General features: G+C 56.0%; 23 protein-coding genes. 12 read left to right on the top strand and 11 right to left on the bottom strand.

Annotated features, from left to right (window positions below):
• Positions 1-149: 149 nt before the first annotated feature.
• The 3 genes from AB1287_RS11350 to AB1287_RS11340 are packed head-to-tail and all read left to right on the top strand — an operon-like array spanning position 150 to position 4092.
• On the top strand, positions 150-1295 hold the full coding sequence (locus AB1287_RS11350) for an SIS domain-containing protein (protein WP_435617815.1): 1146 nt from the start codon (positions 150-152) through the stop codon (positions 1293-1295).
• 12 nt (positions 1296-1307) lie between these two features.
• Complete coding sequence (kbaY, locus tag AB1287_RS11345) at positions 1308-2180, top strand: tagatose-bisphosphate aldolase subunit KbaY (RefSeq protein ID WP_312625469.1); 873 nt, start codon at positions 1308-1310, stop codon at positions 2178-2180.
• A gap of 22 nt (positions 2181-2202) precedes the next feature.
• Entirely contained in the window at positions 2203-4092 is a 1890-nt protein-coding gene (locus tag AB1287_RS11340) for an enterotoxin (protein WP_435617814.1), read from the top strand.
• Positions 4093-4123: 31 nt separating this feature from the next.
• Here the strand turns inward: AB1287_RS11340 and AB1287_RS11335 are convergent, their stop codons facing one another.
• Together AB1287_RS11335 and rsmI are read right to left on the bottom strand one after the other, a co-directional pair.
• On the bottom strand, positions 4124-5101 hold the full coding sequence (locus tag AB1287_RS11335) for a Fic family protein (protein ID WP_435617926.1): 978 nt from the start codon (positions 5099-5101) through the stop codon (positions 4124-4126).
• Between the two features lie 4 nt (positions 5102-5105).
• Positions 5106-5972: a 16S rRNA (cytidine(1402)-2'-O)-methyltransferase gene (rsmI, locus tag AB1287_RS11330; protein ID WP_312625465.1), complete on the bottom strand. Its 867-nt coding sequence runs from the start codon at positions 5970-5972 to the stop codon at positions 5106-5108.
• Positions 5973-6035: 63 nt separating this feature from the next.
• Here rsmI and AB1287_RS11325 point away from each other — a divergent pair, with 63 nt between their 5' ends.
• Genes AB1287_RS11325 through dolP form a run of 4 tightly spaced genes read left to right on the top strand, consistent with a single transcriptional unit; the run spans position 6036 to position 9756 of the window.
• Positions 6036-8207: a penicillin-binding protein activator gene (locus AB1287_RS11325; protein ID WP_435617813.1), complete on the top strand. Its 2172-nt coding sequence runs from the start codon at positions 6036-6038 to the stop codon at positions 8205-8207.
• Positions 8165-8554: a YraN family protein gene (locus AB1287_RS11320; protein ID WP_312625461.1), complete on the top strand. Its 390-nt coding sequence runs from the start codon at positions 8165-8167 to the stop codon at positions 8552-8554. The genes AB1287_RS11325 and AB1287_RS11320 overlap by 43 nt, the downstream gene beginning before the upstream one ends.
• 26 nt (positions 8555-8580) lie before the next feature.
• Positions 8581-9171: a DnaA initiator-associating protein DiaA gene (gene diaA / locus AB1287_RS11315; protein ID WP_312625459.1), complete on the top strand. Its 591-nt coding sequence runs from the start codon at positions 8581-8583 to the stop codon at positions 9169-9171.
• Positions 9172-9180: 9 nt separating this feature from the next.
• Positions 9181-9756: a division/outer membrane stress-associated lipid-binding lipoprotein gene (gene dolP / locus AB1287_RS11310; protein ID WP_435617812.1), complete on the top strand. Its 576-nt coding sequence runs from the start codon at positions 9181-9183 to the stop codon at positions 9754-9756.
• 161 nt (positions 9757-9917) lie between these two features.
• On the opposite strand, the gene AB1287_RS11305 is transcribed toward dolP, so the two are convergent.
• Entirely contained in the window at positions 9918-10958 is a 1041-nt protein-coding gene (locus AB1287_RS11305; protein WP_435617811.1) for a permease, read from the bottom strand.
• 39 nt (positions 10959-10997) lie between these two features.
• A complete protein-coding gene (locus tag AB1287_RS11300; protein ID WP_312625693.1) occupies positions 10998-11645 on the bottom strand; it encodes an NAD(P)H-binding protein in 648 nt (215 codons plus the stop codon).
• Positions 11646-11769: 124 nt separating this feature from the next.
• Here AB1287_RS11300 and AB1287_RS11295 point away from each other — a divergent pair, with 124 nt between their 5' ends.
• Entirely contained in the window at positions 11770-12288 is a 519-nt protein-coding gene (locus tag AB1287_RS11295; protein WP_312625691.1) for a type 1 glutamine amidotransferase domain-containing protein, read from the top strand.
• Here AB1287_RS11295 and AB1287_RS11290 read toward each other — a convergent pair.
• A complete protein-coding gene (locus tag AB1287_RS11290) occupies positions 12274-12711 on the bottom strand; it encodes a YhbP family protein (RefSeq protein WP_435617810.1) in 438 nt (145 codons plus the stop codon). The genes AB1287_RS11295 and AB1287_RS11290 overlap by 15 nt on opposite strands.
• 52 nt (positions 12712-12763) lie before the next feature.
• Between AB1287_RS11290 and AB1287_RS11285 the strand changes: the two genes are divergently transcribed.
• On the top strand, positions 12764-13048 hold the full coding sequence (locus tag AB1287_RS11285; protein WP_312625450.1) for a GIY-YIG nuclease family protein: 285 nt from the start codon (positions 12764-12766) through the stop codon (positions 13046-13048).
• Here the strand turns inward: AB1287_RS11285 and AB1287_RS11280 are convergent.
• Together AB1287_RS11280 and ubiT are read right to left on the bottom strand one after the other, a co-directional pair.
• Positions 13035-13538, bottom strand: a complete 504-nt coding sequence (locus AB1287_RS11280; protein WP_435617809.1) for a GNAT family N-acetyltransferase — start codon at positions 13536-13538, stop codon at positions 13035-13037. The genes AB1287_RS11285 and AB1287_RS11280 overlap by 14 nt on opposite strands.
• The gene (ubiT, locus tag AB1287_RS11275) at positions 13532-14056 is read right to left on the bottom strand and encodes a ubiquinone anaerobic biosynthesis accessory factor UbiT (protein ID WP_312625446.1); all 525 of its coding nucleotides are present in this window, start codon (positions 14054-14056) and stop codon (positions 13532-13534) included. The genes AB1287_RS11280 and ubiT overlap by 7 nt, the downstream gene beginning before the upstream one ends.
• Positions 14057-14274: 218 nt before the next feature.
• Here ubiT and AB1287_RS11270 point away from each other — a divergent pair, with 218 nt between their 5' ends.
• From AB1287_RS11270 to AB1287_RS11260, 3 genes are all read left to right on the top strand, one after another.
• Entirely contained in the window at positions 14275-15270 is a 996-nt protein-coding gene (locus AB1287_RS11270) for a ubiquinone anaerobic biosynthesis protein UbiU (protein ID WP_435617808.1), read from the top strand.
• A gap of 8 nt (positions 15271-15278) precedes the next feature.
• On the top strand, positions 15279-16157 hold the full coding sequence (locus AB1287_RS11265) for a U32 family peptidase (protein ID WP_312625442.1): 879 nt from the start codon (positions 15279-15281) through the stop codon (positions 16155-16157).
• Positions 16158-16279: 122 nt separating this feature from the next.
• Positions 16280-17287 (top strand): luciferase-like monooxygenase, encoded by a 1008-nt coding sequence (locus tag AB1287_RS11260; RefSeq protein WP_435617807.1) that lies wholly within the window; start codon positions 16280-16282, stop codon positions 17285-17287.
• 83 nt (positions 17288-17370) lie between these two features.
• Here the strand turns inward: AB1287_RS11260 and mtr are convergent, their stop codons facing one another.
• The 4 genes from mtr to nlpI all read right to left on the bottom strand — a co-directional run bounded on the left by mtr (position 17371) and on the right by nlpI (position 21740).
• Positions 17371-18615 carry a tryptophan permease gene (gene mtr, locus AB1287_RS11255; protein ID WP_435617806.1) on the bottom strand — a complete coding sequence of 415 codons (1245 nt, stop codon included), beginning with the start codon at positions 18613-18615 and terminating at the stop codon, positions 17371-17373.
• A gap of 150 nt (positions 18616-18765) precedes the next feature.
• Positions 18766-20676 (bottom strand): DEAD/DEAH family ATP-dependent RNA helicase, encoded by a 1911-nt coding sequence (locus AB1287_RS11250; RefSeq protein ID WP_435617805.1) that lies wholly within the window; start codon positions 20674-20676, stop codon positions 18766-18768.
• Positions 20669-20749, bottom strand: a complete 81-nt coding sequence (yrbN, locus tag AB1287_RS11245) for a protein YrbN (RefSeq protein ID WP_312625690.1) — start codon at positions 20747-20749, stop codon at positions 20669-20671. Before yrbN ends, AB1287_RS11250 begins: the two co-directional genes overlap by 8 nt.
• Before the next feature lie 106 nt (positions 20750-20855).
• The gene (nlpI, locus tag AB1287_RS11240) at positions 20856-21740 is read right to left on the bottom strand and encodes a lipoprotein NlpI (RefSeq protein WP_312625435.1); all 885 of its coding nucleotides are present in this window, start codon (positions 21738-21740) and stop codon (positions 20856-20858) included.
• Positions 21741-21836: the final 96 nt, after the last annotated feature.

The following is a 21836-nucleotide window of genomic DNA, read 5'->3' as shown; positions in this document are numbered from 1 at the left end:
TTTCATCATATTTCGCTTTCTTTCATTGATGTTTCAATTTCTTTTCTATAGATTTTGTTTAACGAAACAGATAAGCAAGTGAAACGAAACGAAAGACAGCGACACGTACCCGCGTCCACTGTGGAACTCACGCGACTAAGGAATGAGCTATGCCCGAAACGATCACCTCCGTCACCGGTACCTGGACCGAAACCGAGATCCGCCAACAGCCCGCCAGCTGGATCCGCTCCCTGACTAACCTCGATAAGCTCCGCCCTGCGCTGGACGGTTTTCTTACCCCGCTGCTCAGCAAAAAAGATCTGCGAATTGTTCTGACCGGCGCGGGCACCTCGGCGTTTATCGGCGATATTATTGCACCGTGGCTCTCACGCCATACCGGGCTCAACATCAGCGCGGTGCCAACCACGGACCTGGTCACCAACCCGATGGACTACCTGAACGCGGCGCACCCGCTGCTGCTGGTCTCTTTCGCCCGCTCAGGCAACAGCCCGGAAAGCCTGGCCGCCGTTAACCTTGCCAATCAGCTTGTGCCGGAGTGCTATCACCTGCCCATTACCTGCAACGAAGCCGGCAGCCTTTACCAGAACGCTCTGGACAGCGATAACGCGTTCGCTCTGCTGATGCCCGCCGAAACGCACGATCGCGGCTTCGCGATGACCAGCAGTATCACCACCATGATGGCGAGCTGCCTTGCCGTCTTCGCACCAGACACCATCAACAGCCAGACCTTCCGCGATGTAGCAGACCGCTGCCGGGCGATTCTCGATTCTCTTGGCGATTTTCGCAGCGGCGTGTTCGGTTACGAGCCATGGGAACGCATCGTCTATCTCGGCAGCGGCGGCTTGCAGGGCGCTGCTCGTGAATCCGCACTGAAAGTGCTGGAGCTGACGGCCGGTAAGCTGGCGGCGTTTTATGACTCACCGACAGGTTTCCGTCACGGGCCAAAATCGTTGATCAATGCACAAACGCTGGTGGTGGTGTTTGTTTCCAGCCACCCGTATACCCGCCAGTACGATCTCGATCTTCTGGCAGAGCTGCGCCGCGATGGAGAAGCGATGCGGGTAGTGGCCGTCGCCGCCGAAACGGACGAACTGATAGCAGCAGGCCCGCATATCCTGCTGCCGCCAGCGCGGCCCTTCATCGATATGGAGCAGGTGTTCTGCTTCCTGATTTACGCACAAGTTTTTGCCCTGACGCAGTCTCTGAGCATCGGCAACACACCGGATACGCCTTCCGCCAACGGCACGGTCAATCGTGTGGTTCAGGGCGTTGTCATCCACCCGTGGAAGGCATAAGAGGAGAAGACAATGAGCATCATCTCTACCAAATATCTGCTTCAGGACGCGCAGGCCAACGGCTACGCGGTTCCGGCCTTTAATATTCACAACGCCGAGACGATCCAGGCGATCCTCGAAGTGTGTAGCGAACTGCAATCGCCAGTGATCCTCGCCGGGACGCCGGGCACCTTCAAACACATCGCCCTCGAAGAGATCTTCGCGCTGTGCAGTGCCTACTCCACCAGCTACAGCATGCCGCTGGCGCTGCATCTCGATCACCATGAATCGCTGGAGGATATCCGTCGCAAGGTCCATGCCGGGGTGCGCAGCGCAATGATCGACGGTAGCCATTACCCGTTTGAGCAAAACGTAAAGCTGGTGAAATCAGTGGTCGATTTCTGCCATCAGAACGATTGCAGCGTTGAAGCGGAGCTTGGACGTCTGGGTGGCATGGAGGATGATATGAGCGTTGATGCAGAAAGCGCTTTCCTGACCGACCCACAGGAGGCGAAGCGCTTTGTTGAGCTGACCGGCGTCGACAGCCTGGCAGTGGCGATTGGCACCGCGCATGGACTCTACACGAAGCGCCCGAAAATCGATTTTCAGCGGCTGGCGGAAATCCGTGAAGTGGTCGACATTCCGTTGGTGCTCCACGGCGCGAGCGACGTACCGGATGAGTTTGTACGCCGCACCATTGAGCTTGGCGTATGCAAAGTGAACGTGGCGACCGAGCTGAAAATCGCCTTTGCCACCGCGGTTAAAGAGTGGTTTGCCGAGAACCCGGAAGGCAACGATCCAAGGTATTACATGCGCGTCGGCATGAACGCCATGAAAGAGATCGTCAGACAAAAAGTCGCCGTTTGCGGGTCCGCCCATCGCCTGCGTCTTCCCGCAGAAGCCTGATCTGCCCGTAAGGACATACCTGATGAAAAAAGTATCCACGCTTTCGCTGTTGGCTTTACTGGTTACAAACGGCGCTTTTGCCGCAAGATTTACCCTCAATAATGACAACCTCAGCGTCTCCTTTGACGACGCGAACTCGGCGCTGGTGGTGAAAGATGTACATTCCAGCCACCCGCTTTCACCGCAGGAGCTGTTTTTCCTGACGCTGCCGGATGAGACGGTTATCCACACTGCCGATTTCAAGGTGAAACACGTTGAGAAACAGGACAATGCGATTGTGATTGATTACTCGCATCCTGATTTCAACGTCACCGTGAGCGTAAATCTGATCAAGGGTAAATATGCGAGTCTCGATTACACGCTTTCTGCCGTAGGCAAAGCGCGTGAAGTGGCAAAAATCACCTTCTTCCCGACCAAAAAGCAGGCTCAGGCGCCGTTTGTTGACGGCGCGATCAACAGTTCGCCCATCGTGGCGGATTCGTTCTTTATGCTGCCGGGCAAACCCATTATTAATACCTATGCCTACGAGGCGACCACCAACCTTAGCGTCGAGCTGAAAACGCCGATTCAGACGGATACGCCGGTCAGCTATACCACTTACTTTGGCACCTTCCCGGAAACCAGCCAGCTGCGCCGTAGCGTGAATGAGTTCATTGAGGCCGTTCGCCCTCGCCCTTACAAGCCCTACCTTCACTACAACAGCTGGATGGATATCGGCTTCTTCACTACCTACAGCGAACAGGACGTTTTAGGGCGGATGGATGAGTGGAACAAAGCGCTCATCACCGGGCGCAGCGTGCCGCTTGATGCCTTCCTGCTGGATGACGGATGGGACGATCGCACTGGCCGCTGGCTGTTTGGCCCAGCGTTCAGCCACGGATTTGGCAAAGTGCGGGAAAAAGCAGACAGCCTGCACAGTTCGGTCGGGCTCTGGCTTTCACCGTGGGGTGGGTATAACAAGCCGCGGGATATTCGCGTCTCGCACGCAAAAGAGTATGGTTTCGAAACCGTTGACGGGAAATTTGCCCTTTCCGGCCCGCGCTATTTTGACAACTTCAACGAGCAAATCATCAAGCTGATTAAGGACGAGCATATTACCTCGTTCAAGCTCGACGGCATGGGTAACGCCAATTCGCACATCAAAGGCAGCAAGTTTGCCTCCGACTTTGATGCCTCCATTGCGCTGCTGCACAACATGCGACAGGCCAACCCAAATCTGTTTATCAACCTGACCACCGGCACCGACGCCAGCCCGTCCTGGCTGCTGTACGCCGATTCCATCTGGCGTCAGGGTGATGACATCAATCTTTATGGCCCGGGAACACCCGTGCAGCAGTGGATGACCTATCGTGATGCGGAAACGTATCGCTCTATCGTGCGTAAAGGCCCACTGTTCCCGCTTAACTCACTGATGTATCACGGCATCGTCAGCGCCGAACATGCCTATTACGGGCTCGAAAAAGTACAGACCGACAGCGACTTTGCCGATCAGGTCTGGAGCTATTTCGCCACCGGTACGCAGCTCCAGGAGCTTTACATCACTCCGTCGATGCTGAATAAAACCAAGTGGGACACGCTGGCGCAGGCGGCCAGGTGGTCAAGGGATAACGCTAAAGTGTTGGTGGATACCCACTGGATTGGCGGCGACCCAACGAAACTTGAAGCTTATGGCTGGGCATCGTGGAGCAAACAGAAAGCCATTCTGGGCCTGCGCAACCCGTCCGATAAGCCACAGACTTACTATCTGAATCTGGTGAAAGACTTCGAAATCCCGCGGGGTGAGGCGACACAATTATCGCTGAAAGCGGTATATGGTGATAACACAACGGTGCCTGCTGACTACAAAGATGCAATCGTAGTCACGCTTAAACCGTTTGAAACGCTGGTCTTTGAAGCCACGCCGGTGAAATAAACAAGAAAGGCCCGGCGTTCCGGGCCGTATTTCAAACCACCTGCCAGTGGCCCCCTTTATTAGGGCCTACTCGCCGAAGCCTCTCTTTAAGCTGTAACGATTTAAGGTGACGCTCTATTGTTTTTGATGATACATCCAGCCGTACGGCCAGGCTGACTGTAGTCAGTGAAGGATTGTCTTTTAACAAAAACCATATTTTTTGTTCCATCTCAGAAAGCGGTGGCGGCATTTCTTCCGACATTATCGTCGGCTGACCGAGCCCCTCACGCAACGCACCTGCCATGTTTTCCGACATAAATTCGACAAAGAGCGTGCAGTCACTGGCTTTATCGCACTGACCAAGGATCTGGTAATAACGCGTCTGCTGGAAGTGAATCAGCGTTTCAACAGGCAACCAGGCCAGCTCATTACGCCACTGACTAAGGATCAACGTCTGCCATAACCGACCCATTCGGCCATTTCCGTCGGAGAAAGGATGGATAAATTCAAATTCGTAATGGAAAACAGAGCTGGCGATCAACGGATGCAGGTCGGTTGTTTTCAGCCACGCCAGCAGGTCGCCAATCAGGCGCGGTAACTGTGAAGCAGGCGGTGCCATATGGATCAATTTTTTACCGCGATAGATCCCCACATCACCGGTTCTCAGCGCCCCGGGTACATCGACGAGCCCAGTCATCAGTATCCGATGTGCGTTCTGCAAATCCTTCAAAGACCACGCTTTCCAGGAAGTCATTTTCTCGTAAGCCTGAATAGCATTACGTACTTCCTGAATCTCTTTGGCAGGGGCCAGGACGCGTTTACCGTCCATAATCGCCGTCACCTGCTCCGTGGTTAATGAATTGTGCTCTATCGCCAGCGACGCCTGAATGGTTCGAATACGATTTTCTTTACGCAGCAACGGTGAAGTACGTCCGGACTGAGCCGCCCAGTGCCCCAGAAGCTCACCGATCTCAACCATCTTGTTGAGCATTATCGGCGTTATCGTAAAAGGAGGCTGATAGCGGCTCAATGCATCACTCCCCTTGCTGCTCCAGCGCATGCTTATAAAGCGCATTCTTCTTCACGCCGTGGATTTCGGCAGCGAGAGCCGCAGCTTTCTTCAGCGGGAGTTCCTTCTGCAACAGCGCCAGGGTACGCAGCGCTTCGGCAGGCAACGCATCGTCGCTTTGCACTTTGAAGCCTTCAATAATCAGCACCATTTCGCCTTTACGGCGGTTTTCGTCTTCCTTCACCCAGGTCAGCAGTTCACCCACCGGTGCGCCAGTAATGGTTTCCCAGGTTTTGGTCAGCTCGCGAGCCAGCACCACGTAACGGGATTCGCCGAGTACCGCCGTGATATCTTCCAGGCTTTCCAGCAGGCGGTGCGTGGATTCATAGAAAATCATCGTACGCGGCTCGTTTTCCAGCGCTCGCAGCGCATCGCGGCGGCCTTTGGATTTAGCGGGCAGAAAACCTTCGTAGCAGAATTTATCGGAAGGCAGCCCGGCAGCGCTCATGGCAGCAATGGCTGCACAAGGCCCAGGCAGCGGCACAACGCGGATCCCGGCTTCACGGCAGGTGCGTACAAGATGGTAGCCAGGATCGTTGATCAGCGGCGTGCCGGCATCAGAGACGAGGGCGATATTTTGCCCCTCTTTCAGCTTCGCCAGCAGCGTTTCTGCCTTTTGCTGTTCGTTATGATCGTGCAGCGCAAATAAGCGGGCGTTAATAGCAAAATGTTGTAGCAGTAAACCGGTATGACGGGTGTCTTCTGCGGCAATAAGATCAACAGCCTGCAACACGTCCAGCGCACGTTGGGTGATGTCGCCAAGATTACCGATTGGCGTGGGCACAATGTAGAGTTTGCCCTGAGAATTGTCCGCTGTTTCGCGTTGTTTCATTGTTTAGTCCGTATTGCCGATTTAATATTGAGCATTGAGCTAAAAAAATATCACTGGATACTTATGGTACCGTCAACATTTCTTCGTTCTAAAGCCGCGCGCTGCCTGCCTGTTATGCTGGCAGCGTTACTTTTCGCCGGCTGTGGCACTCAGCAAAGCGCCGATCAGAGCACCGCGCACCTTGAAGGCAGCGCACAGGCTGATTCCGGCTACTATTTGCAGCAGATGCAGCAAAGTTCAGATGATAGCAAGACCAACTGGCAATTACTCGCCATTCGTGCACTGCTGAAAGAGGGCAAGAGCCAGCAGGCGCTGGAGCTTTACGGCCAGCTGCCGCAGAAACTGAACAATACTCAGTCTCGTGAGCAGGCGCTGCTTGGCGCGGAGATTAAGCTCGCACAGAAAGATTTTGCCGGGGCGCAGGCGTTGCTGGCAAAAATCGATGTCGCCAGCCTGGAAAAAAATCAGCAGACGCGCTACTGGCAGGACGTGATTGTCGCCCAGCAAGGCCAGCCGTCTCTGATTTTGCTGGGGGCACTCATAGCGCAGGAGCAGCTGCTGACGTCTCCTCAGGATAAGCAGAAAAATATTGATGCCACCTGGCAGGCGCTCTCATCGATGACCAAAGATCAGGCCAATTCGCTGGTCATCAACGCCAATGATAACGTGCTGCAGGGCTGGCTCGACCTCCAGCGCGTCTGGTTTGATAACCGCAACGATCCGGACATGATGAAAGCTGGCATCCAGGACTGGAAAACCCGTTACCCGCATAACCCTGGCGCGAAAATGCTGCCGACGCAGCTGGTTAACGTCCAGAACTTCAAACCGGCTTCCACCGCAAAAATCGCCCTACTGTTGCCGCTGAACGGCCAGGCGGCGGTCTTCGGTCGCACCATTCGGCAAGGTTTTGAAGCAGCAAAAAATGGCAGCGCGGGTTCCGTAAGCGGTAATGCCGTGCCGGAACAAACGGCTCAGGCGGCTAATGTGCAGGACAACACCGTAGTCAGCCCTTCTCAGGCTGAAGTGACCGATTTGACCACTAGCCAGCCAGCCGTCGGTACTCAGGCAAATCCCGTTCAGGCCCCCACCTCTGCGGCGCCGGCTCCTCAGCAAACAACAGCACCTGAGCAACAGCCAGCAAACGCAACTCCTGCTGCACAGCCCGCAGCACCGATGAATACTTCGCCCACCGCGCAGCCTGCGGTGCAATCATCCGTAGAGCCAACCGCTCAGCCAGCCGTGGCAACGGCACCAGCCGCACCCTCCGCTGAGCTAAAAGTCTATGACACCACCACCGCCCCTCTGGACCAGATTTTAAATCAGGCTCAACAGGATGGCGTTTCCCTCGTGGTCGGTCCGCTGCTGAAGCCCGACGTTGACTCGTTGGTGAAGAGCAATACCAGCCTGAACGTCCTGGCGCTGAACCAGCCGGAAAGCGTGCAGAATAAAGCGAACGTCTGCTATTTTGCGCTCTCGCCGGAAGATGAAGCCCGCGATGCCGCGCGCCATATCCACGATCAGGGCAAGCAGTCTCCGCTGATCCTGATCCCGCGCAGCGCCTTTGGCGATCGTGTCGCCACAGCGTTCGCTCAGGTGTGGCAGAAAAACGGCGGCGGCGTTGTCCTGCAGCAGAAATTTGGTTCGGCCAATGAACTGCGCGGCAACGTGAACGGCGGCGGCGGTATCGCCCTGACCGGTAGCCCGGTGAGCGCCAGCCTGCCTCAGCAGCAGAGCGTAACCATCGGCGGCCTGACGATCCCGGCCCCACCGAGCGACGCGCAAATCACCGGCGGTGGTAAAGTGGATGCGGTATATATCGTGGCCACGCCGGAAGAAATTGCCTACATCAAGCCGATGATTGCGATGCGCAACGGCAGCCAGAGCGGCGCAACGCTTTATGCCAGCTCCCGCAGCGCACAGGGCACCGCTGGCCCGGATTTCCGTCTGGAGATGGATGGCCTGCAGTTCAGCGAAATTCCGATGCTGGCAGGCAGCAACCCGGCGCTGATGCAGCAGGCGCTGAGCGCCGTACGTAACGACTACTCGCTGGCCCGCCTGTACGCCATGGGCGCAGACGCCTGGACGTTAGCGAATCACTTCTCGCAGATGCGCCAGATGCCGGGTTTCGAAGTCAACGGTAACACCGGCGATCTGACCGCCGATCAGGATTGTGTGATCAACAGGAAGTTGTCATGGCTCAAATACCAGCAGGGACAGATGGTGCCGGCAAACTAAGCCGTAAACAGACCGGCGAGGCGTGGGAACAGCAGGCGCGTCGCTATCTGGAAAGCAAAGGACTGCGCTTTATCGCCGCCAACGTGCATGCGCGCGGCGGCGAGATCGATCTGATAATGAAAGACGGAGCAGTAACGGTATTTGTGGAAGTCCGTTATCGCACTTCCGCCCGCTTTGGCGGCGCGGCCGCCAGCGTGACACGCAGCAAACAATCAAAATTATTACAGACCGCTCGCTTGTGGCTTGCCCGCCACAATGGGAGTTTTGAAACTACGGATTGTCGTTTCGATGTGGTAGCCTTCACCGGCAGTCAGATCGAATGGTTGAAAAACGCCTTTGGCGAATAGCATCAATTAAGAATGTAAGGGATATCGTGCTCGACAGAATTAAAGCCTGCTTTACCGAAAGCATTCAGACCCAAATCGCCGCCGCAGAAGCGCTTCCGGACGCTATTTCGCGGGCCGCTATGACGCTGGTGCAGTCCCTGCTTAACGGCAACAAAATCCTCTGTTGTGGCAATGGCACCTCCGCCGCCAACGCACAGCATTTTGCTGCCTGTATGATCAACCGTTTTGAGACAGAGCGCCCTGGTTTACCTGCGATTGCACTTAATACCGATAATGTGGTCTTAACGGCGATTGCAAACGACCGTCTGCACGACGAAGTGTATGCCAAACAGGTTCGTGCGCTCGGCCACGCGGGGGACGTGCTGCTGGCAATTTCCACCAAAGGCAACAGCCGCGACATCGTGAAAGCCGTGGAGGCTGCCGTGACGCGCGACATGACCATTGTGGCACTCACCGGCTATGACGGCGGTGAGCTCGCCGGGCTGCTCGGCCCTCAGGATGTGGAAATCCGCATTCCCTCGCACCGTGGCGCACGCATTCAGGAGATGCACATGCTGACGGTAAACTGTTTATGCGATCTGATTGATAACACCCTCTTCCCACACCAGGACGATTAAGGAGTACTCATGAAGGCATTTTCGCCCCTCGCGGTTATTATTTCCGCGCTGCTGCTTCAGGGATGCGTTGCGGCAGCGGTAGTTGGCACCGCCGCGGTCGGCACTAAAGCAGCCACCGATCCCCGCACCGTGGGAACCCAGGTCGATGACAGCACGCTCGAACTGCGCGTGAACAGCGCCCTGAACAAAGATGAACAGCTGAAGAAAGAAGCACGCGTGAACGTGATGGCATGGCAGGGCAAAGTCCTGCTGACCGGCCAGTCACCGACAACCGATCTGGCCGCTCAGGCTAAGCAGATCGCCATGGGCGTCGAAGGCACGACCGAAGTATTTAACGAAATTCGTCAGGGCCAGCCGATTGGTCTGGGCACCGCCTCTTCGGATACCTGGATCACCACCAAAGTTCGCTCCCAGCTGTTGGGCAGCGATCAGGTGAAATCCTCGGCGGTAAAAGTCACTACGGAAAACGCAGAAGTGTTCCTGATGGGCAGCCTGACCGAACGCGAAGGAAAAGCCGCGGCGGATATCGCCAGCCGCGTTAGCGGAGTGAAGCACGTCACCACCGCCTTTACCATTATCAAGTAAACCCTTGCCGGGCTTGAGACTTTAGTTGCCTGATGGCGCTACGCTTATCAGGCCTGGAGGATTCGAATTAAAGGGAATCACAGGCCGGATAAGGCGTTTACGCCGCCATCCGGCAGAAACACAAAGCGGTTTGTCTCCATCTGAAGCCCGGCAAATGTTTACTACAGCAGCGCAATCCCGCCCGTCACAATCCCCGCCAGCGCCACCAGCCCGGCAGAGAGCCACAGCGCTTTAGCCGGAAACGCTTTACGCAGCATGATGAGCGACGGCAGGCTTAGCGCAGGCAGCGTAATCAGTAACGCAAGCCCGGGCGCCACGCCCATTCCGGCAAGCATCATAGTCTGAACAACAGGGATTTCCGCTGCGGTGGGGATCACAAACAGGCAACCAGCGACCGCCATCGCAATCACCCAGAACAGCGTATTGCCCACTGCGCCATCGGCATGCGGGAACAGCCAGACGCGCGCGGCCCCGAGGATCAGCACCGCCACGATATAAACCGGGATCGTATTCCAGAACAGCACCCACAGCGCTTTTCCCCAGCGAACCAGAAACGGCGTGGTCTCAGCCTCTGACAAAACGTCAGGCACTACGGGCTGCACGGCGGCGGGCTCTTTTACCCATTTCTGCACCAGCGTGGCGACAATCAGCACCGTCGCGAATCCTGCGACTAACCGGATCAGGGTAAACTGCCAGCCAAGTACAAACCCCATAAAAATCAGCGTGGCCGGGTTCAGCAGCGGATTGCCAAGCCAGAACGCCAGCGCCCCGCCCATCGAAACCTGCTGGCGGCGCATTCCGGCCGCAACCGGCGCAGCACAGCAGGTACACATCATGCCCGGCAGGGAAAACAGCGTGCCAAACAGCGTGCCGCGAAACCGTGGTTGTCCAAGTGTGCGCATCAACCAGTCGCGTGGGATCAACACCTGTATCAGCGAACCCAGCAATACGCCCAGCACAGCGGCTTTCCATACGGCAAGAAAATAAACCATCGCGTAATCCAGTGCCGCCCGCAGCGGATTCTCAGCCGCCTGAGCCAGGATGGATTTTCCGATGCTGTGGGTGTCTGCGGCGGTGAAAGCTTTACCGTAATAGGGCTGCCATTTCACATACCAAAGGCCGACGATAACAACGAGGAAAAACAGGGCAGGCTTCCACCACACCAGTGGAGATGCCGCCTGAGAGGAAGACTGACCAGCCATACCGTACTCCGGAAAGGAAAGTGATAGTGGAGCCGAATCTTACGCCTGGCGTGCCGCTATTTCACGTAATTTTGCTGAGGTTAAAACGGTGACGCCGGGTCTGGCGGGTTCCAGCGCCTCGGTCAGCAGCGCCCGTGCCACATCGCGCGCTTCAATGGATTTCCAGTTTCCGGGCAGAAGTGAGAACACCGGAGCCAAAAGGGATTCATTCAGGCGTCGTCGATCGCGATCGCCAAGCAACATAGACGGGCGAGCAATCGTCAGCTGCGGCCAGTTCTGGGCGATCAGCGCCTCTTCCATTTCGCCTTTCACACGATTATATAAAAATGGTGAGTGAGCATTCGCTCCTATCGCACTGACCACCAGCATGTGTTTGGCTCCAAGGCGCTGCCCGGTTAGCGCAGTATCCACCACCAGCGTGTAATCGGCGTGCACGAAAGCCTCTTTGCTCCCCGCTTCACGACGCGTGGTGCCCAGACAGCAAAAAACAATATCAACCGGGGCCGTCACCTGCGCCAGCGCATCGGTGAGCTGCGGATCCCAGGGATTGAGAACATCGACCGGCTTATCCGGGAGAGGACGCCGGGTCGCGGCGGTAATCCGGGTGATGCGCGGTTCCTGAACCATCATTCGCAGTAAGTGCCCACCAACCAGCCCCGTGGCGCCAGTAATCAGTACATGACTCATCATTCCTCCTTTGCAGATTATTCCGTGTTGAGAATTCAACGACAGCACCCAGACTTAATACTCTGAGTCATTATTGACCATTCTGGAGAATCTATATCTCTGAAATCAGAACAACGGAGGAATGATGAGCAAGAAAATCGCAGTCCTGATCACCGATGAGTTTGAAGATTCAGAGTTTACCTCGCCCGCCACCGAGTTCAAAAAAGCAGGTCATGAAGTTATCACTATTGAAAAGCAGGCGGGTAAACAGGTTAAAGGCAAAAAGGGCGATGCCGTGGTGGTTATCGATAAAGCCATTGATGATGTACGCCCGGCAGACTTTGATGCGCTGCTGTTGCCCGGCGGCTATTCGCCGGACCAGCTTCGCGGCGATGAGCGTTTTGTCACTTTCACGCGCGACTTTGTGAACAGCGGTAAGCCCGTCTTTGCCATTTGCCATGGCCCACAGCTGCTGATCAGCGCCGATGTAATTCGGGGCAGGAAACTGACTGCCGTGAAGCCGATTGTGGTGGATGTGAAAAACGCCGGGGGGGATTTTTACGATCGCGAAGTGGTGGTCGACAACAATCAGCTGGTGACCAGCCGCACGCCGGACGATTTACCGGCGTTTAACCGCGAGGCGCTGGTGCTACTCGGCAGATAACTGACGTTGCCAGTGGAATTTTTTTCCAAAGCCCAGCGTGTTGTCGGTGAATTTCAGTTCATCAATACGAATTTCCCAGACCGGCGCGGGCATCATTCTGGCAACAGGAAAACGGCGAAGGTAGCGCTGGCGAGCAGCGGCGCTCTCTTCGCCTTCCAGCAGACGAATCTCTCCGCAAAACTGCACTCCACGAATTAGCGCTACGTTTTTAGGCTGCCCGTTAACGGTGCCGGCAACGGTCGCACGTCTGCCGCTCATTTGCGCATGGCGGGTAGACTTTTCGCTGAGCAGCCAGAACACCACTTTTTCACGATCGTAGAGATAAAACGCGCTGGCAGCCCACAGATTGCCATCCTTTGCCACGCTCCAGCTGACAACGTGCTGTTTTTCCAGCCATCGGCTGGCGATTGCCAGTGACTCCATTTTTGCTCTCCCCCGTGCTATGGTGCGCTCACCTTAACACAGGAGCCGAAACGTGTGCTGGTTTGTCTATTTGGTTCGAAGCGCGGATAACCGCCTGTATACGGGCATCACCACCGACGTGGAACGCCGCCTTTCAGAGCATCAGTCAGGAAAAGGCGCGAAGGCGCTGCGAGGAAAAGGTGAGCTTACGCTGGCCTTTGCCAAAGAAGTGGGCGATCGCTCACTGGCCTTACGGGTGGAATATCAGATAAAGCAGTTGACGAAGCGCCAGAAAGAGCGCCTCGTCCTCGGGGATGAATCGTTTGAGACGCTGCTGTCGGGTCTCAGAAGCGATTGAAGTGGTCGCAGTATTCGACCAGGCCATGCACGCCGTTAAGGGCATCGTCGGCCAGAGGACGAACCAGGAACGCCGCTTCGGTGCCCGGCCAGCGGCAGCGTAAATCAAAGCGTGCAGCCGGTTCGAAACCGAGCTTGCCGTACAGCGCCGGGTCGCCAAGGGTGACAACGGCGGCGTAGCCAAACTCGTTGAGCGAATCGAGCCCTTCGAACACCAGCTGACGACCAATGCCCTGCCCCTGGTACTCCTTCGCCACGGCCAGCGGCGCCAGGCCAACCCACTGAAGCTCTTCGCCCTCAACGCTGACCGGGCTGAAGGCCACGTAGCCAACCACTTGCCCCTCGTCATCCGTCGCGACCAGGCCCAGCGTAATCAGGCCATCTTCCCGTAGGGAATGCACCAGATCCGCTTCGCCGTCGCCCGCAAATTCACGGCGCAGCAGCGCGTCAATACCTGGCGCGTCGATTCCAATTTCCACTCGAATCAGCATGGCTCACCTACCGATGTGTTTCTGGTTTGTGGCGGATTCTGCAATCCGGCCTCAACAAAGTCCGCCAGCTGCATCAGCATGATACGCAGTGCTTTTGGCATCTGCTCAAGCTCAATGGCGTCCATCAGGTTTTTGACATACAGCCCAAGCTCCGTGTCGCCTTCAATCACCAGGCGGCGCTGGAAGAAGAGCGTATCCGGATCCTGCTTGCGGGCCGCAATCATCAGCAGATCGCTGGCATCGGCGCTGAAGCTCACGTCGGCATCAGCGCTATGGCTGACGACCAGGCGGTCATTCTCAACGGAGGTGAACCAGCGCAGGCCGATGTCGCGCACCTCAATGCTTAACCAGCGGCCTTCCAGAAAATCCAGTTCGCCATCCGCCAGTGCCTGGCGGAACTGCCAGCTTAGCACCTGTTCCAGGACCTGACGTTTTAGCGCGAACGGTGTGACTTTTACCGGAACGCTCATCAGAGTCGGGCCCATCTGTACCAGGCGTGAACGCAGTTTATCCAACACGAGCTTTACTCCCTCAATGCAATAGTCCGTTTATTTTGCCATATCCGCCAGACAACATAGCGGCGTATATCAACAATTCTGTCAGTAGCCATTACGTACGAATGACACCCTGAATGCGCTTTTAACTGCCTCAAATCAAAAATTGTCGACGAGAGGTTAACTAAAATCCTCGTTCGTTAACAATCGCGGCCCCTGGGTCGCTGCTTTCAGGAAACATTATGGAGCTGCTCTGTCCTGCCGGAAACCTCCCGGCGCTTAAGGCGGCCATCGAAAACGGTGCCGATGCGGTGTATATCGGACTGAAAGATGATACCAACGCCCGCCATTTTGCCGGTCTGAACTTTACCGAAAAAAAACTGCAGGAAGCGGTCAATTTTGTTCACCAGCATCGCCGCAAGCTGCATATTGCCATTAATACGTTCGCTCACCCGGACGGCTACGCCCGCTGGCAGCGTGCAGTGGATATGGCCGCTCAGCTCGGCGCCGATGCGCTGATTCTTGCCGACATCGCGATGCTTGAATATGCCGCCGAGCGCTACCCACACATCGAGCGTCACGTTTCCGTTCAGGCTTCGGCCACCAATGAAGAGGCCGTTCGCTTCTATCATCGTCACTTTGACGTGGCTCGCGTTGTGCTGCCGCGCGTACTTTCTATTCATCAGGTTAAGCAACTCGCGCGCACCACGCCAGTTCCGCTGGAAGTTTTTGCTTTCGGCAGCCTGTGCATTATGGCTGAAGGCCGCTGCTATCTCTCCTCTTATTTAACGGGGGAGTCGCCGAATACCGTGGGGGCATGTTCCCCGGCGAAGTATGTTCGCTGGCAGCAAACGCCTCAGGGCCTGGAGTCACGCCTGAACGACGTGCTGATCGACCGCTATCAGGACGGCGAGAACGCAGGCTATCCAACCCTGTGTAAAGGCCGCTATCTGGTGGACGGCGAGCGCTATCACGCACTGGAAGAACCGACCAGCCTCAACACGCTGGAGCTGCTGCCGGAACTGCTTGCTGCCAACATCGCCTCGGTGAAAATCGAAGGCCGCCAGCGTAGCCCGGCGTACGTCAGCCAGGTGGCGAAAGTGTGGCGTCAGGCCATCGACCGCTGCATGGCCAATCCGCAAAACTTCGTGCCGCAGCCCGCCTGGATGGAGGCGCTCGGCGCCATGTCCGAAGGCACCCAGACCACGCTTGGAGCCTACCACCGCAAGTGGCAGTAAGGAATACGATGAAATATTCATTGGGACCAGTCCTTTACTACTGGTCAAAAGAGACGCTGGAGGATTTCTACCAGCAGGCGGCTCAGAGCAGCGCCGACACGATTTACCTCGGTGAAGCGGTGTGCAGCAAGCGCCGCTCCACCAAAGTGGGCGACTGGCTGGAGATGGCAAAGTCGCTTGCGGGCAGCGGCAAACAGGTCGTCATTTCAACGCTGGCGCTGGTGCAGGCATCGTCTGAACTTAACGAGCTGAAGCGCTACGTCGACAACGGTGATTTCCTGCTGGAAGCCAGTGATCTTGGGGTAGTGAACCTGTGCGCCGATCGCAAGCTGCCCTTCGTCGCCGGTCATGCGCTGAACTGCTACAACGCGGTCACGCTCCGCCTGCTGCAAAAGCAGGGCATGATGCGCTGGTGCATGCCGGTGGAGCTTTCCCGCGACTGGCTGGTGAATTTACTCCAGCAGTGCGAAGCGCTGGGGATCCGCGATAAGTTTGAGGTCGAAGTACTGAGCTATGGCCATCTGCCGCTCGCGTATTCTGCCCGCTGTTTCACCGCGCGTTCGGAAGATAAACCGAAGGACGAGTGTGAAACCTGCTGCATCAAGTACCCGAACGGGCGCGATATGCTGTCGCAGGAAAACCAGCAGGTGTTTGTGCTGAACGGCATTCAGACCATGAGCGGCTACGTCTATAACCTTGGCAACGAGCTCAAATCGATGCAGGGACTGGTGGATATGGTGCGCCTGTCACCGCTCGGGATGGAGACGTTCGCCATGATCGACGCCTTCCGCGCTAATGAAAACGGCGCAGCCCCGCTCGCCCTGGAAGCACACAGCGACTGTAACGGCTACTGGAAGCGTCTGGCTGGGCTGGAATTACAGGCCTGATAAGCGCAGCTCCATCAGGCATTTTCTGCCCGTTAGCCATTTTATAAAGCTCACTTTGTTAACTACGGTTATCATTTTTTAATGCACTATTAAAAAATATGCCGATGACAAAGTGAGCCGTTATGACTGATAAACAAATTGCGTTTTCGGTGCTCGATCTGGCACCGATCCCCCAGGGTTCTTCCGCAAAAGAAGCCTTTTCTCATTCGCTCGATCTCGCCCGCCTCGCCGAGAAACGCAGCTATCATCGCTACTGGTTAGCCGAACACCACAACATGACCGGGATCGCCAGCGCCGCCACCTCCGTGCTGATTGGCTATCTGGCCGCCAATACCACGACGCTGCATCTGGGCTCGGGCGGCGTGATGCTGCCTAACCACTCCCCGCTGGTGATTGCTGAGCAGTTCGGTACGCTGAACACGCTCTATCCTGGCCGTATCGATTTGGGCTTAGGCCGCGCGCCGGGCAGCGATCAGCCGACCATGCGCGCCCTGCGTCGCCATATGGGTGGCGATATTGATAACTTCCCACGCGATGTGGCGGAACTGGTGGACTGGTTTGATGCCCGCGATCCGCACCCGCAGGTGCGCCCGGTGCCGGGCTATGGTGAAAAAATTCCGGTATGGCTGTTGGGCTCGAGCCTGTACAGCGCCCAGCTTGCCGCTCAGCTCGGTCTGCCGTTTGCCTTCGCCTCTCACTTCGCGCCGGACATGCTGTTCCAGGCGCTGCATCTCTACCGCACGCAGTTCAAACCCTCTGAGCGCCTGGCAAAACCTTATGCGATGGTGTGCATCAATATCATCGCCGCCGACAGCAACCGCGACGCGGAATTCCTTTTTACTTCCATGCAGCAGGCGTTTACGAATTTACGTCGCGGTGAAACCTCGCAGCTGCCGCCGCCGATTCAGAATATGGATCAGTTCTGGTCGCCCTCTGAAAAATACGGCGTCGATAACGCGCTCGGTATGTCGCTGGTGGGTGATAAAGCGAAGATTCGCCACGGGCTTGAGTCAGTGTTGCGTGAAACGCAGGCGGACGAAATCATGGTTAACGGGCAGATCTTCGATCATCAGGCGCGCTTGCATTCATTCGATCTGGCGATGCAGGTGAAAGAAGAATTAGTGGGGTAATTTTTTGCCGGATGGCGGCTACGCCCTATCCGGCCTGTTGGATGCTGTAGGCCCGGTAAGCGTAGCGCCACCGGGCATTTTGGTTACTGATAAACCGGCAACAGGTTAAAGCTCGACAGGAAATGCACTACCGCATTGCCGATACCAAAGACCAGGATCAGCGCAATCATCGGTTTGCCGCCCCAGACGCGGAACTGCGGGCTGCCAAAGCGCTTGCGGGATTTACGTGCCAGCAGCGCCGGAACGATTGCCGCCCAGATGGTTGCCGCGAGGCCTGCATAACCAATCGCGTACAGGAACCCATTTGGCCACAGCAGGCCGCCAGCGATTGGCGGCGCGAAGGTCAGTAACGCCGTCTTAAAACGTCCCAATCCCGAATCATCAAACTTGAACAGATCGGCCAGGTAGTCGAACAGGCCAAGCGTCACGCCAAGGAAAGAGCTGGCCACCGCAAAGTTAGAGAACACAACCAGCAGCAGATCCAGGCTGCGGCTGTTCAGAACACCGCTCAGCGCCTGTACCAGCACGTCAATGTTGCCGCCCTTCTGGGCGATGCCGATAAATTCAGGACGAGGGATATTCCCCATCGTACCCAGCAGCCAGACAACGTACAGACCGAGCGCCAGTAGCGTACCGTAGACCAGGCACTTCACGATGGTCTGCGGGTCTTTGCCGTAATACTTCATCAGGCTCGGCACGTTGCCGTGGTAGCCGAAGGATGCCAGGCAGAACGGCAGCGTCATCAGCAGATAAGGCAGATACGAGGTGTTCTGCTGCGCGACGTTGAACAGCGTGGGTGCTTCAACGTGGCCGAGCAGGCTGCCAAACATCAGGAAGAAAGTGATCACTTTCGCCCCCAGCACAATCGCCGTCATGCGGCTGACCGCTTTAGTACTGAGCCACACAACAAAGGCCACCAGCAGGGCAAAACCAAAACCGGCAAGGCGCGGCGGAACATTCAGCGACATTTCACTGAACGTGTGGTGCAGGATCGAGCCGCTCGCCGAGATATAGGCATAGGTCAGGATATAGAGCACAAAGGCGATCGACAGGCCGTTAATCAGGTTCCAGCGCTTGCCCAGCAGATCTTTGGTGATAGTGTCAAAGCTCGAACCTGTGCGGTAGTTAAGGTTAGCCTCAAGGATCATCAGCCCGGAGTGCAGCATACAAAACCAGGTAAATACCAGCGCCGCCAGCGACCAGAAGAACCACGCCCCGGACATGACCACCGGCAGCGAGAACATGCCTGCCCCGATAATGGTGCCGCCGATGATCACCACTCCGCCAATCAATGATGGCCGGGTGGCTGTGGTAGTGAGTGTCGCCATGTTACTGCTCTCCTGAAAAATCGTGCTGCCTGTTTACGCGAAGCACTGTACCAGTACACGAGTACAATTGAAATAAAAAAAGCCCCGATAACTATGACCGGGGCTGTATCGTTTACTTTACGTCAGAAAACGCAGTTTTTTATCGGGCAATTACGCTTCGGTCGGACGACGACGTACTGGCGCATCATCACGACGTGGTGCACGACCACCTTCGCGACGCTCACCGCTGAAACGGCCTGCGCCACCTTCACGGCGTTCACCGCTGAAGCGACGACCTTCACCGCGACCACCTTCACGACGCTCACCGCCAAAGCCACGACCACCGTTACCGCCACGACGCTCACCGCCGCTGTGAGGCTGTGCATCACCCAGCAGCTGCATGTTCATCGGCTTGTTCAGGATGCGGGTACGCGTGAAGTGCTGCAGTACTTCGCCCGGCATGCCTTTCGGCAGTTCGATAGTAGAGTGAGTGCCGAACAGCTTGATGTTGCCGATATAACGGCTGCTGATGTCACCTTCGTTCGCGATAGCACCAACGATGTGACGCACTTCAACACCGTCATCACGACCCACTTCAATGCGATAGAGCTGCATATCACCCACGTCACGACGTTCACGACGCGGACGCTCTTCACCGTTACGATCGCCACGCGGGCCACGATCGTTACGGTCGCCACGACGTTCGAAACGATCGTCACGATCGCGGAATTCACGCTTAGGACGCATCGGCGCATCTGGTGGAACGATCAGGGTACGTTCGCCCTGGGCCATTTTCAGCAGCGCTGCGGCCAGGGTTTCCATATCCAGTTCACCTTCAGTGCCTTCCGGCTGCATTTTGGTCAGCAGGTTACGGTACTGATCCAGATCGCTGCTTTCCAGCTGCTGCTGTACTTTGGCCGCGAATTTTTCCAGACGACGTTTGCCCAGCAGTTCTGCGTTTGGCAGTTCGACTTCAGGAATGGTCAGCTTCATCAGACGTTCGATGTTGCGCAGCAGACGACGCTCGCGGTTCTCAACGAACAGCAGCGCACGGCCAGCACGACCCGCACGACCGGTACGACCGATACGGTGAACGTAAGACTCGGTATCCATAGGGATATCGTAGTTAACCACCAGGCTGATACGCTCAACGTCCAGGCCACGAGCCGCAACGTCGGTCGCGATCAGGATGTCCAGACGACCGTCTTTCAGGCGATCCAGAGTCTGCTCACGCAGGGACTGGTTCATGTCACCGTTCAGCGCGGCGCTGTTGTAACCGCTGCGCTCCAGCGCTTCAGCCACTTCCAGGGTCGCATTTTTGGTACGAACGAAGATAATCGCCGCGTCAAAATCTTCTGCTTCCAGGAAACGCACCAGCGCTTCGTTCTTACGCATGCCCCAGACGGTCCAGTAGCTCTGGCTGATGTCAGGGCGGGTCGTTACGCTGGATTGAATGCGAACTTCCTGCGGCTCTTTCATGAAGCGACGGGTAATGCGACGGATAGCTTCCGGCATCGTTGCGGAGAACAGCGCGGTCTGATGACCTTCCGGGATCTCCGCCATAATGGTTTCTACGTCTTCGATGAAGCCCATGCGCAGCATTTCGTCAGCTTCATCCAGAACCAGACCGCTCAGCTTAGAGAGGTCCAGAGTGCCGCGTTTCAGGTGATCCAGCAGACGACCCGGCGTACCGACGACGATCTGTGGGCCCTGACGCAGAGCGCGTAACTGCACGTCATAACGCTGGCCACCGTAAAGGGCAACCACGTTTACGCCGCGCATGTGTTTGGAGAAATCCGTCATCGCTTCAGCAACCTGTACCGCCAGTTCGCGGGTCGGTGCCAGCACCAGAATCTGTGGTGCTTTCAGCTCAGGATCAAGATTGTTGAGCAGCGGAAGAGAGAACGCTGCAGTTTTCCCGCTGCCGGTCTGGGCCATACCCAGAACGTCGCGGCCACCCAGCAGGTGAGGAATACACTCAGCCTGGATTGGAGATGGTTTTTCGTAACCCAGATCGGTAAGGGCTTCAAGGATAGGAGCCTTCAGGCCCAGATCTGCAAAAGTGGTTTCGAATTCAGCCATGTAGTACGTGTGCCTCAAAATCAATGGCGGCCAGTCTACATAACTCATCGTGAAAACTTAGGGTCATTTTCATTGAAAAGTGTGAACCGGCTCAAATTAGGTGGATTAACGAACAATAAAGCCCTCACCCGTGAAGGTGATGGCAATCAAAAAAGATTATGGGCTGATTTGTTCGTCAGCTATTGCTGGTCCGATTCTGCCAGGTCATCTTGCTCCTGGCCCAAGAGCGCTAATTCCAACAATGCGTATCGGTGCTCAACGAAGTTATGAACGTTGTTAGCAACCGCCAGTTTGAACAGTGCCGCAGCGCTGTCCTTGTCCCCCAGACTTAGGTAGTACTTACCTAAATAGAAGTTTGTTTCACTGAGATGCTCAGCGAGCGAGGTGTTATCCGTTGCGTCTGCCTTCAGTCTGTCCATCAGCGTTGCTTCGCTAATGTTACCGAGGTAGAACTCGACAATGTTCCATCCCCATTGCTCTTTGTCCGATTTTTCGAAGCGCTGCTTAAGCGCTACAACAGCCTGCTTCTCATCGAGCTTCTGCTCAACGATGTAAAGCCACAGGCTACGGAAAGGATCATTGGGATCGTCTTGATAAAACGCCAGCAGATCATCTTGCGCTAACTTATCACGACCACCGTAATACAATGCGATGCCGCGATTTAAGTATGCGTAATTGTAAGTTGGATCAAGCTCAAGTACAGAATCAAACGCTTCATAGGCAGCATCAAAATTGCCTGCCTGCGTTAAATAAATGCCTAAGTAATTGAATACTTCAGGCATATCGGGTCTGATAGCCAGCGCTTGCGAAAAATCGTTACGCGCCAGTGCTCTCAAACCGAGACTATCATACAACACTCCGCGCTCATATAAAAGCTGTGCGCGTTCATCATCGGTTAAAGCCCGACTGGCAAGAATCTGTTCCATACGGGCCAGAATCACTTCCTGCTGTAAAGTCGGTTGCAATGGTACCGCCAGAACTTCACTCTTACGCCAGGCAGAGTTGCTGCATCCTGCCAGCGTGAGTGCTGTCGCAACGAAACACCAGCGCAAAAAAGGCTTCATTTCCCACTCCCGAAGACAACAATTGGATGAACGTCCTGTTCCCCGGCTGCTAACAAGCGTCCTGCCCGGGATACGCCCTCCGCAATGGCGGAGGGC

The organism is Scandinavium sp. UTDF21-P1B, assembly GCF_040750395.1.
Taxonomy (GTDB): domain Bacteria; phylum Pseudomonadota; class Gammaproteobacteria; order Enterobacterales; family Enterobacteriaceae; genus Scandinavium.
This window is presented reverse-complemented; position numbering and strand designations above follow the sequence as displayed.

Excerpts from the sequence above, each read along its gene's own strand:
- AB1287_RS11350 (WP_435617815.1), top strand. The coding sequence starts at position 150 with ATGCCCGAAACGATCACCTCCGTCACCGGTACCTGGACCGAAACCGAG.
- kbaY (WP_312625469.1), top strand. The coding sequence starts at position 1,308 with ATGAGCATCATCTCTACCAAATATCTGCTTCAGGACGCGCAGGCCAAC.
- AB1287_RS11340 (WP_435617814.1), top strand. The coding sequence starts at position 2,203 with ATGAAAAAAGTATCCACGCTTTCGCTGTTGGCTTTACTGGTTACAAAC.
- rsmI (WP_312625465.1), bottom strand. The coding sequence starts at position 5,972 with ATGAAACAACGCGAAACAGCGGACAATTCTCAGGGCAAACTCTACATT.
- AB1287_RS11325 (WP_435617813.1), top strand. The coding sequence starts at position 6,036 with ATGGTACCGTCAACATTTCTTCGTTCTAAAGCCGCGCGCTGCCTGCCT.
- AB1287_RS11320 (WP_312625461.1), top strand. The coding sequence starts at position 8,165 with ATGGCTCAAATACCAGCAGGGACAGATGGTGCCGGCAAACTAAGCCGT.
- dolP (WP_435617812.1), top strand. The coding sequence starts at position 9,181 with ATGAAGGCATTTTCGCCCCTCGCGGTTATTATTTCCGCGCTGCTGCTT.
- AB1287_RS11305 (WP_435617811.1), bottom strand. The coding sequence starts at position 10,958 with ATGGCTGGTCAGTCTTCCTCTCAGGCGGCATCTCCACTGGTGTGGTGG.
- AB1287_RS11300 (WP_312625693.1), bottom strand. The coding sequence starts at position 11,645 with ATGAGTCATGTACTGATTACTGGCGCCACGGGGCTGGTTGGTGGGCAC.
- AB1287_RS11295 (WP_312625691.1), top strand. The coding sequence starts at position 11,770 with ATGAGCAAGAAAATCGCAGTCCTGATCACCGATGAGTTTGAAGATTCA.
- AB1287_RS11290 (WP_435617810.1), bottom strand. The coding sequence starts at position 12,711 with ATGGAGTCACTGGCAATCGCCAGCCGATGGCTGGAAAAACAGCACGTT.
- AB1287_RS11280 (WP_435617809.1), bottom strand. The coding sequence starts at position 13,538 with ATGCTGATTCGAGTGGAAATTGGAATCGACGCGCCAGGTATTGACGCG.
- AB1287_RS11270 (WP_435617808.1), top strand. The coding sequence starts at position 14,275 with ATGGAGCTGCTCTGTCCTGCCGGAAACCTCCCGGCGCTTAAGGCGGCC.
- AB1287_RS11265 (WP_312625442.1), top strand. The coding sequence starts at position 15,279 with ATGAAATATTCATTGGGACCAGTCCTTTACTACTGGTCAAAAGAGACG.
- AB1287_RS11260 (WP_435617807.1), top strand. The coding sequence starts at position 16,280 with ATGACTGATAAACAAATTGCGTTTTCGGTGCTCGATCTGGCACCGATC.
- mtr (WP_435617806.1), bottom strand. The coding sequence starts at position 18,615 with ATGGCGACACTCACTACCACAGCCACCCGGCCATCATTGATTGGCGGA.
- AB1287_RS11250 (WP_435617805.1), bottom strand. The coding sequence starts at position 20,676 with ATGGCTGAATTCGAAACCACTTTTGCAGATCTGGGCCTGAAGGCTCCT.
- yrbN (WP_312625690.1), bottom strand. The coding sequence starts at position 20,749 with ATGAAAATGACCCTAAGTTTTCACGATGAGTTATGTAGACTGGCCGCC.
- nlpI (WP_312625435.1), bottom strand. The coding sequence starts at position 21,740 with ATGAAGCCTTTTTTGCGCTGGTGTTTCGTTGCGACAGCACTCACGCTG.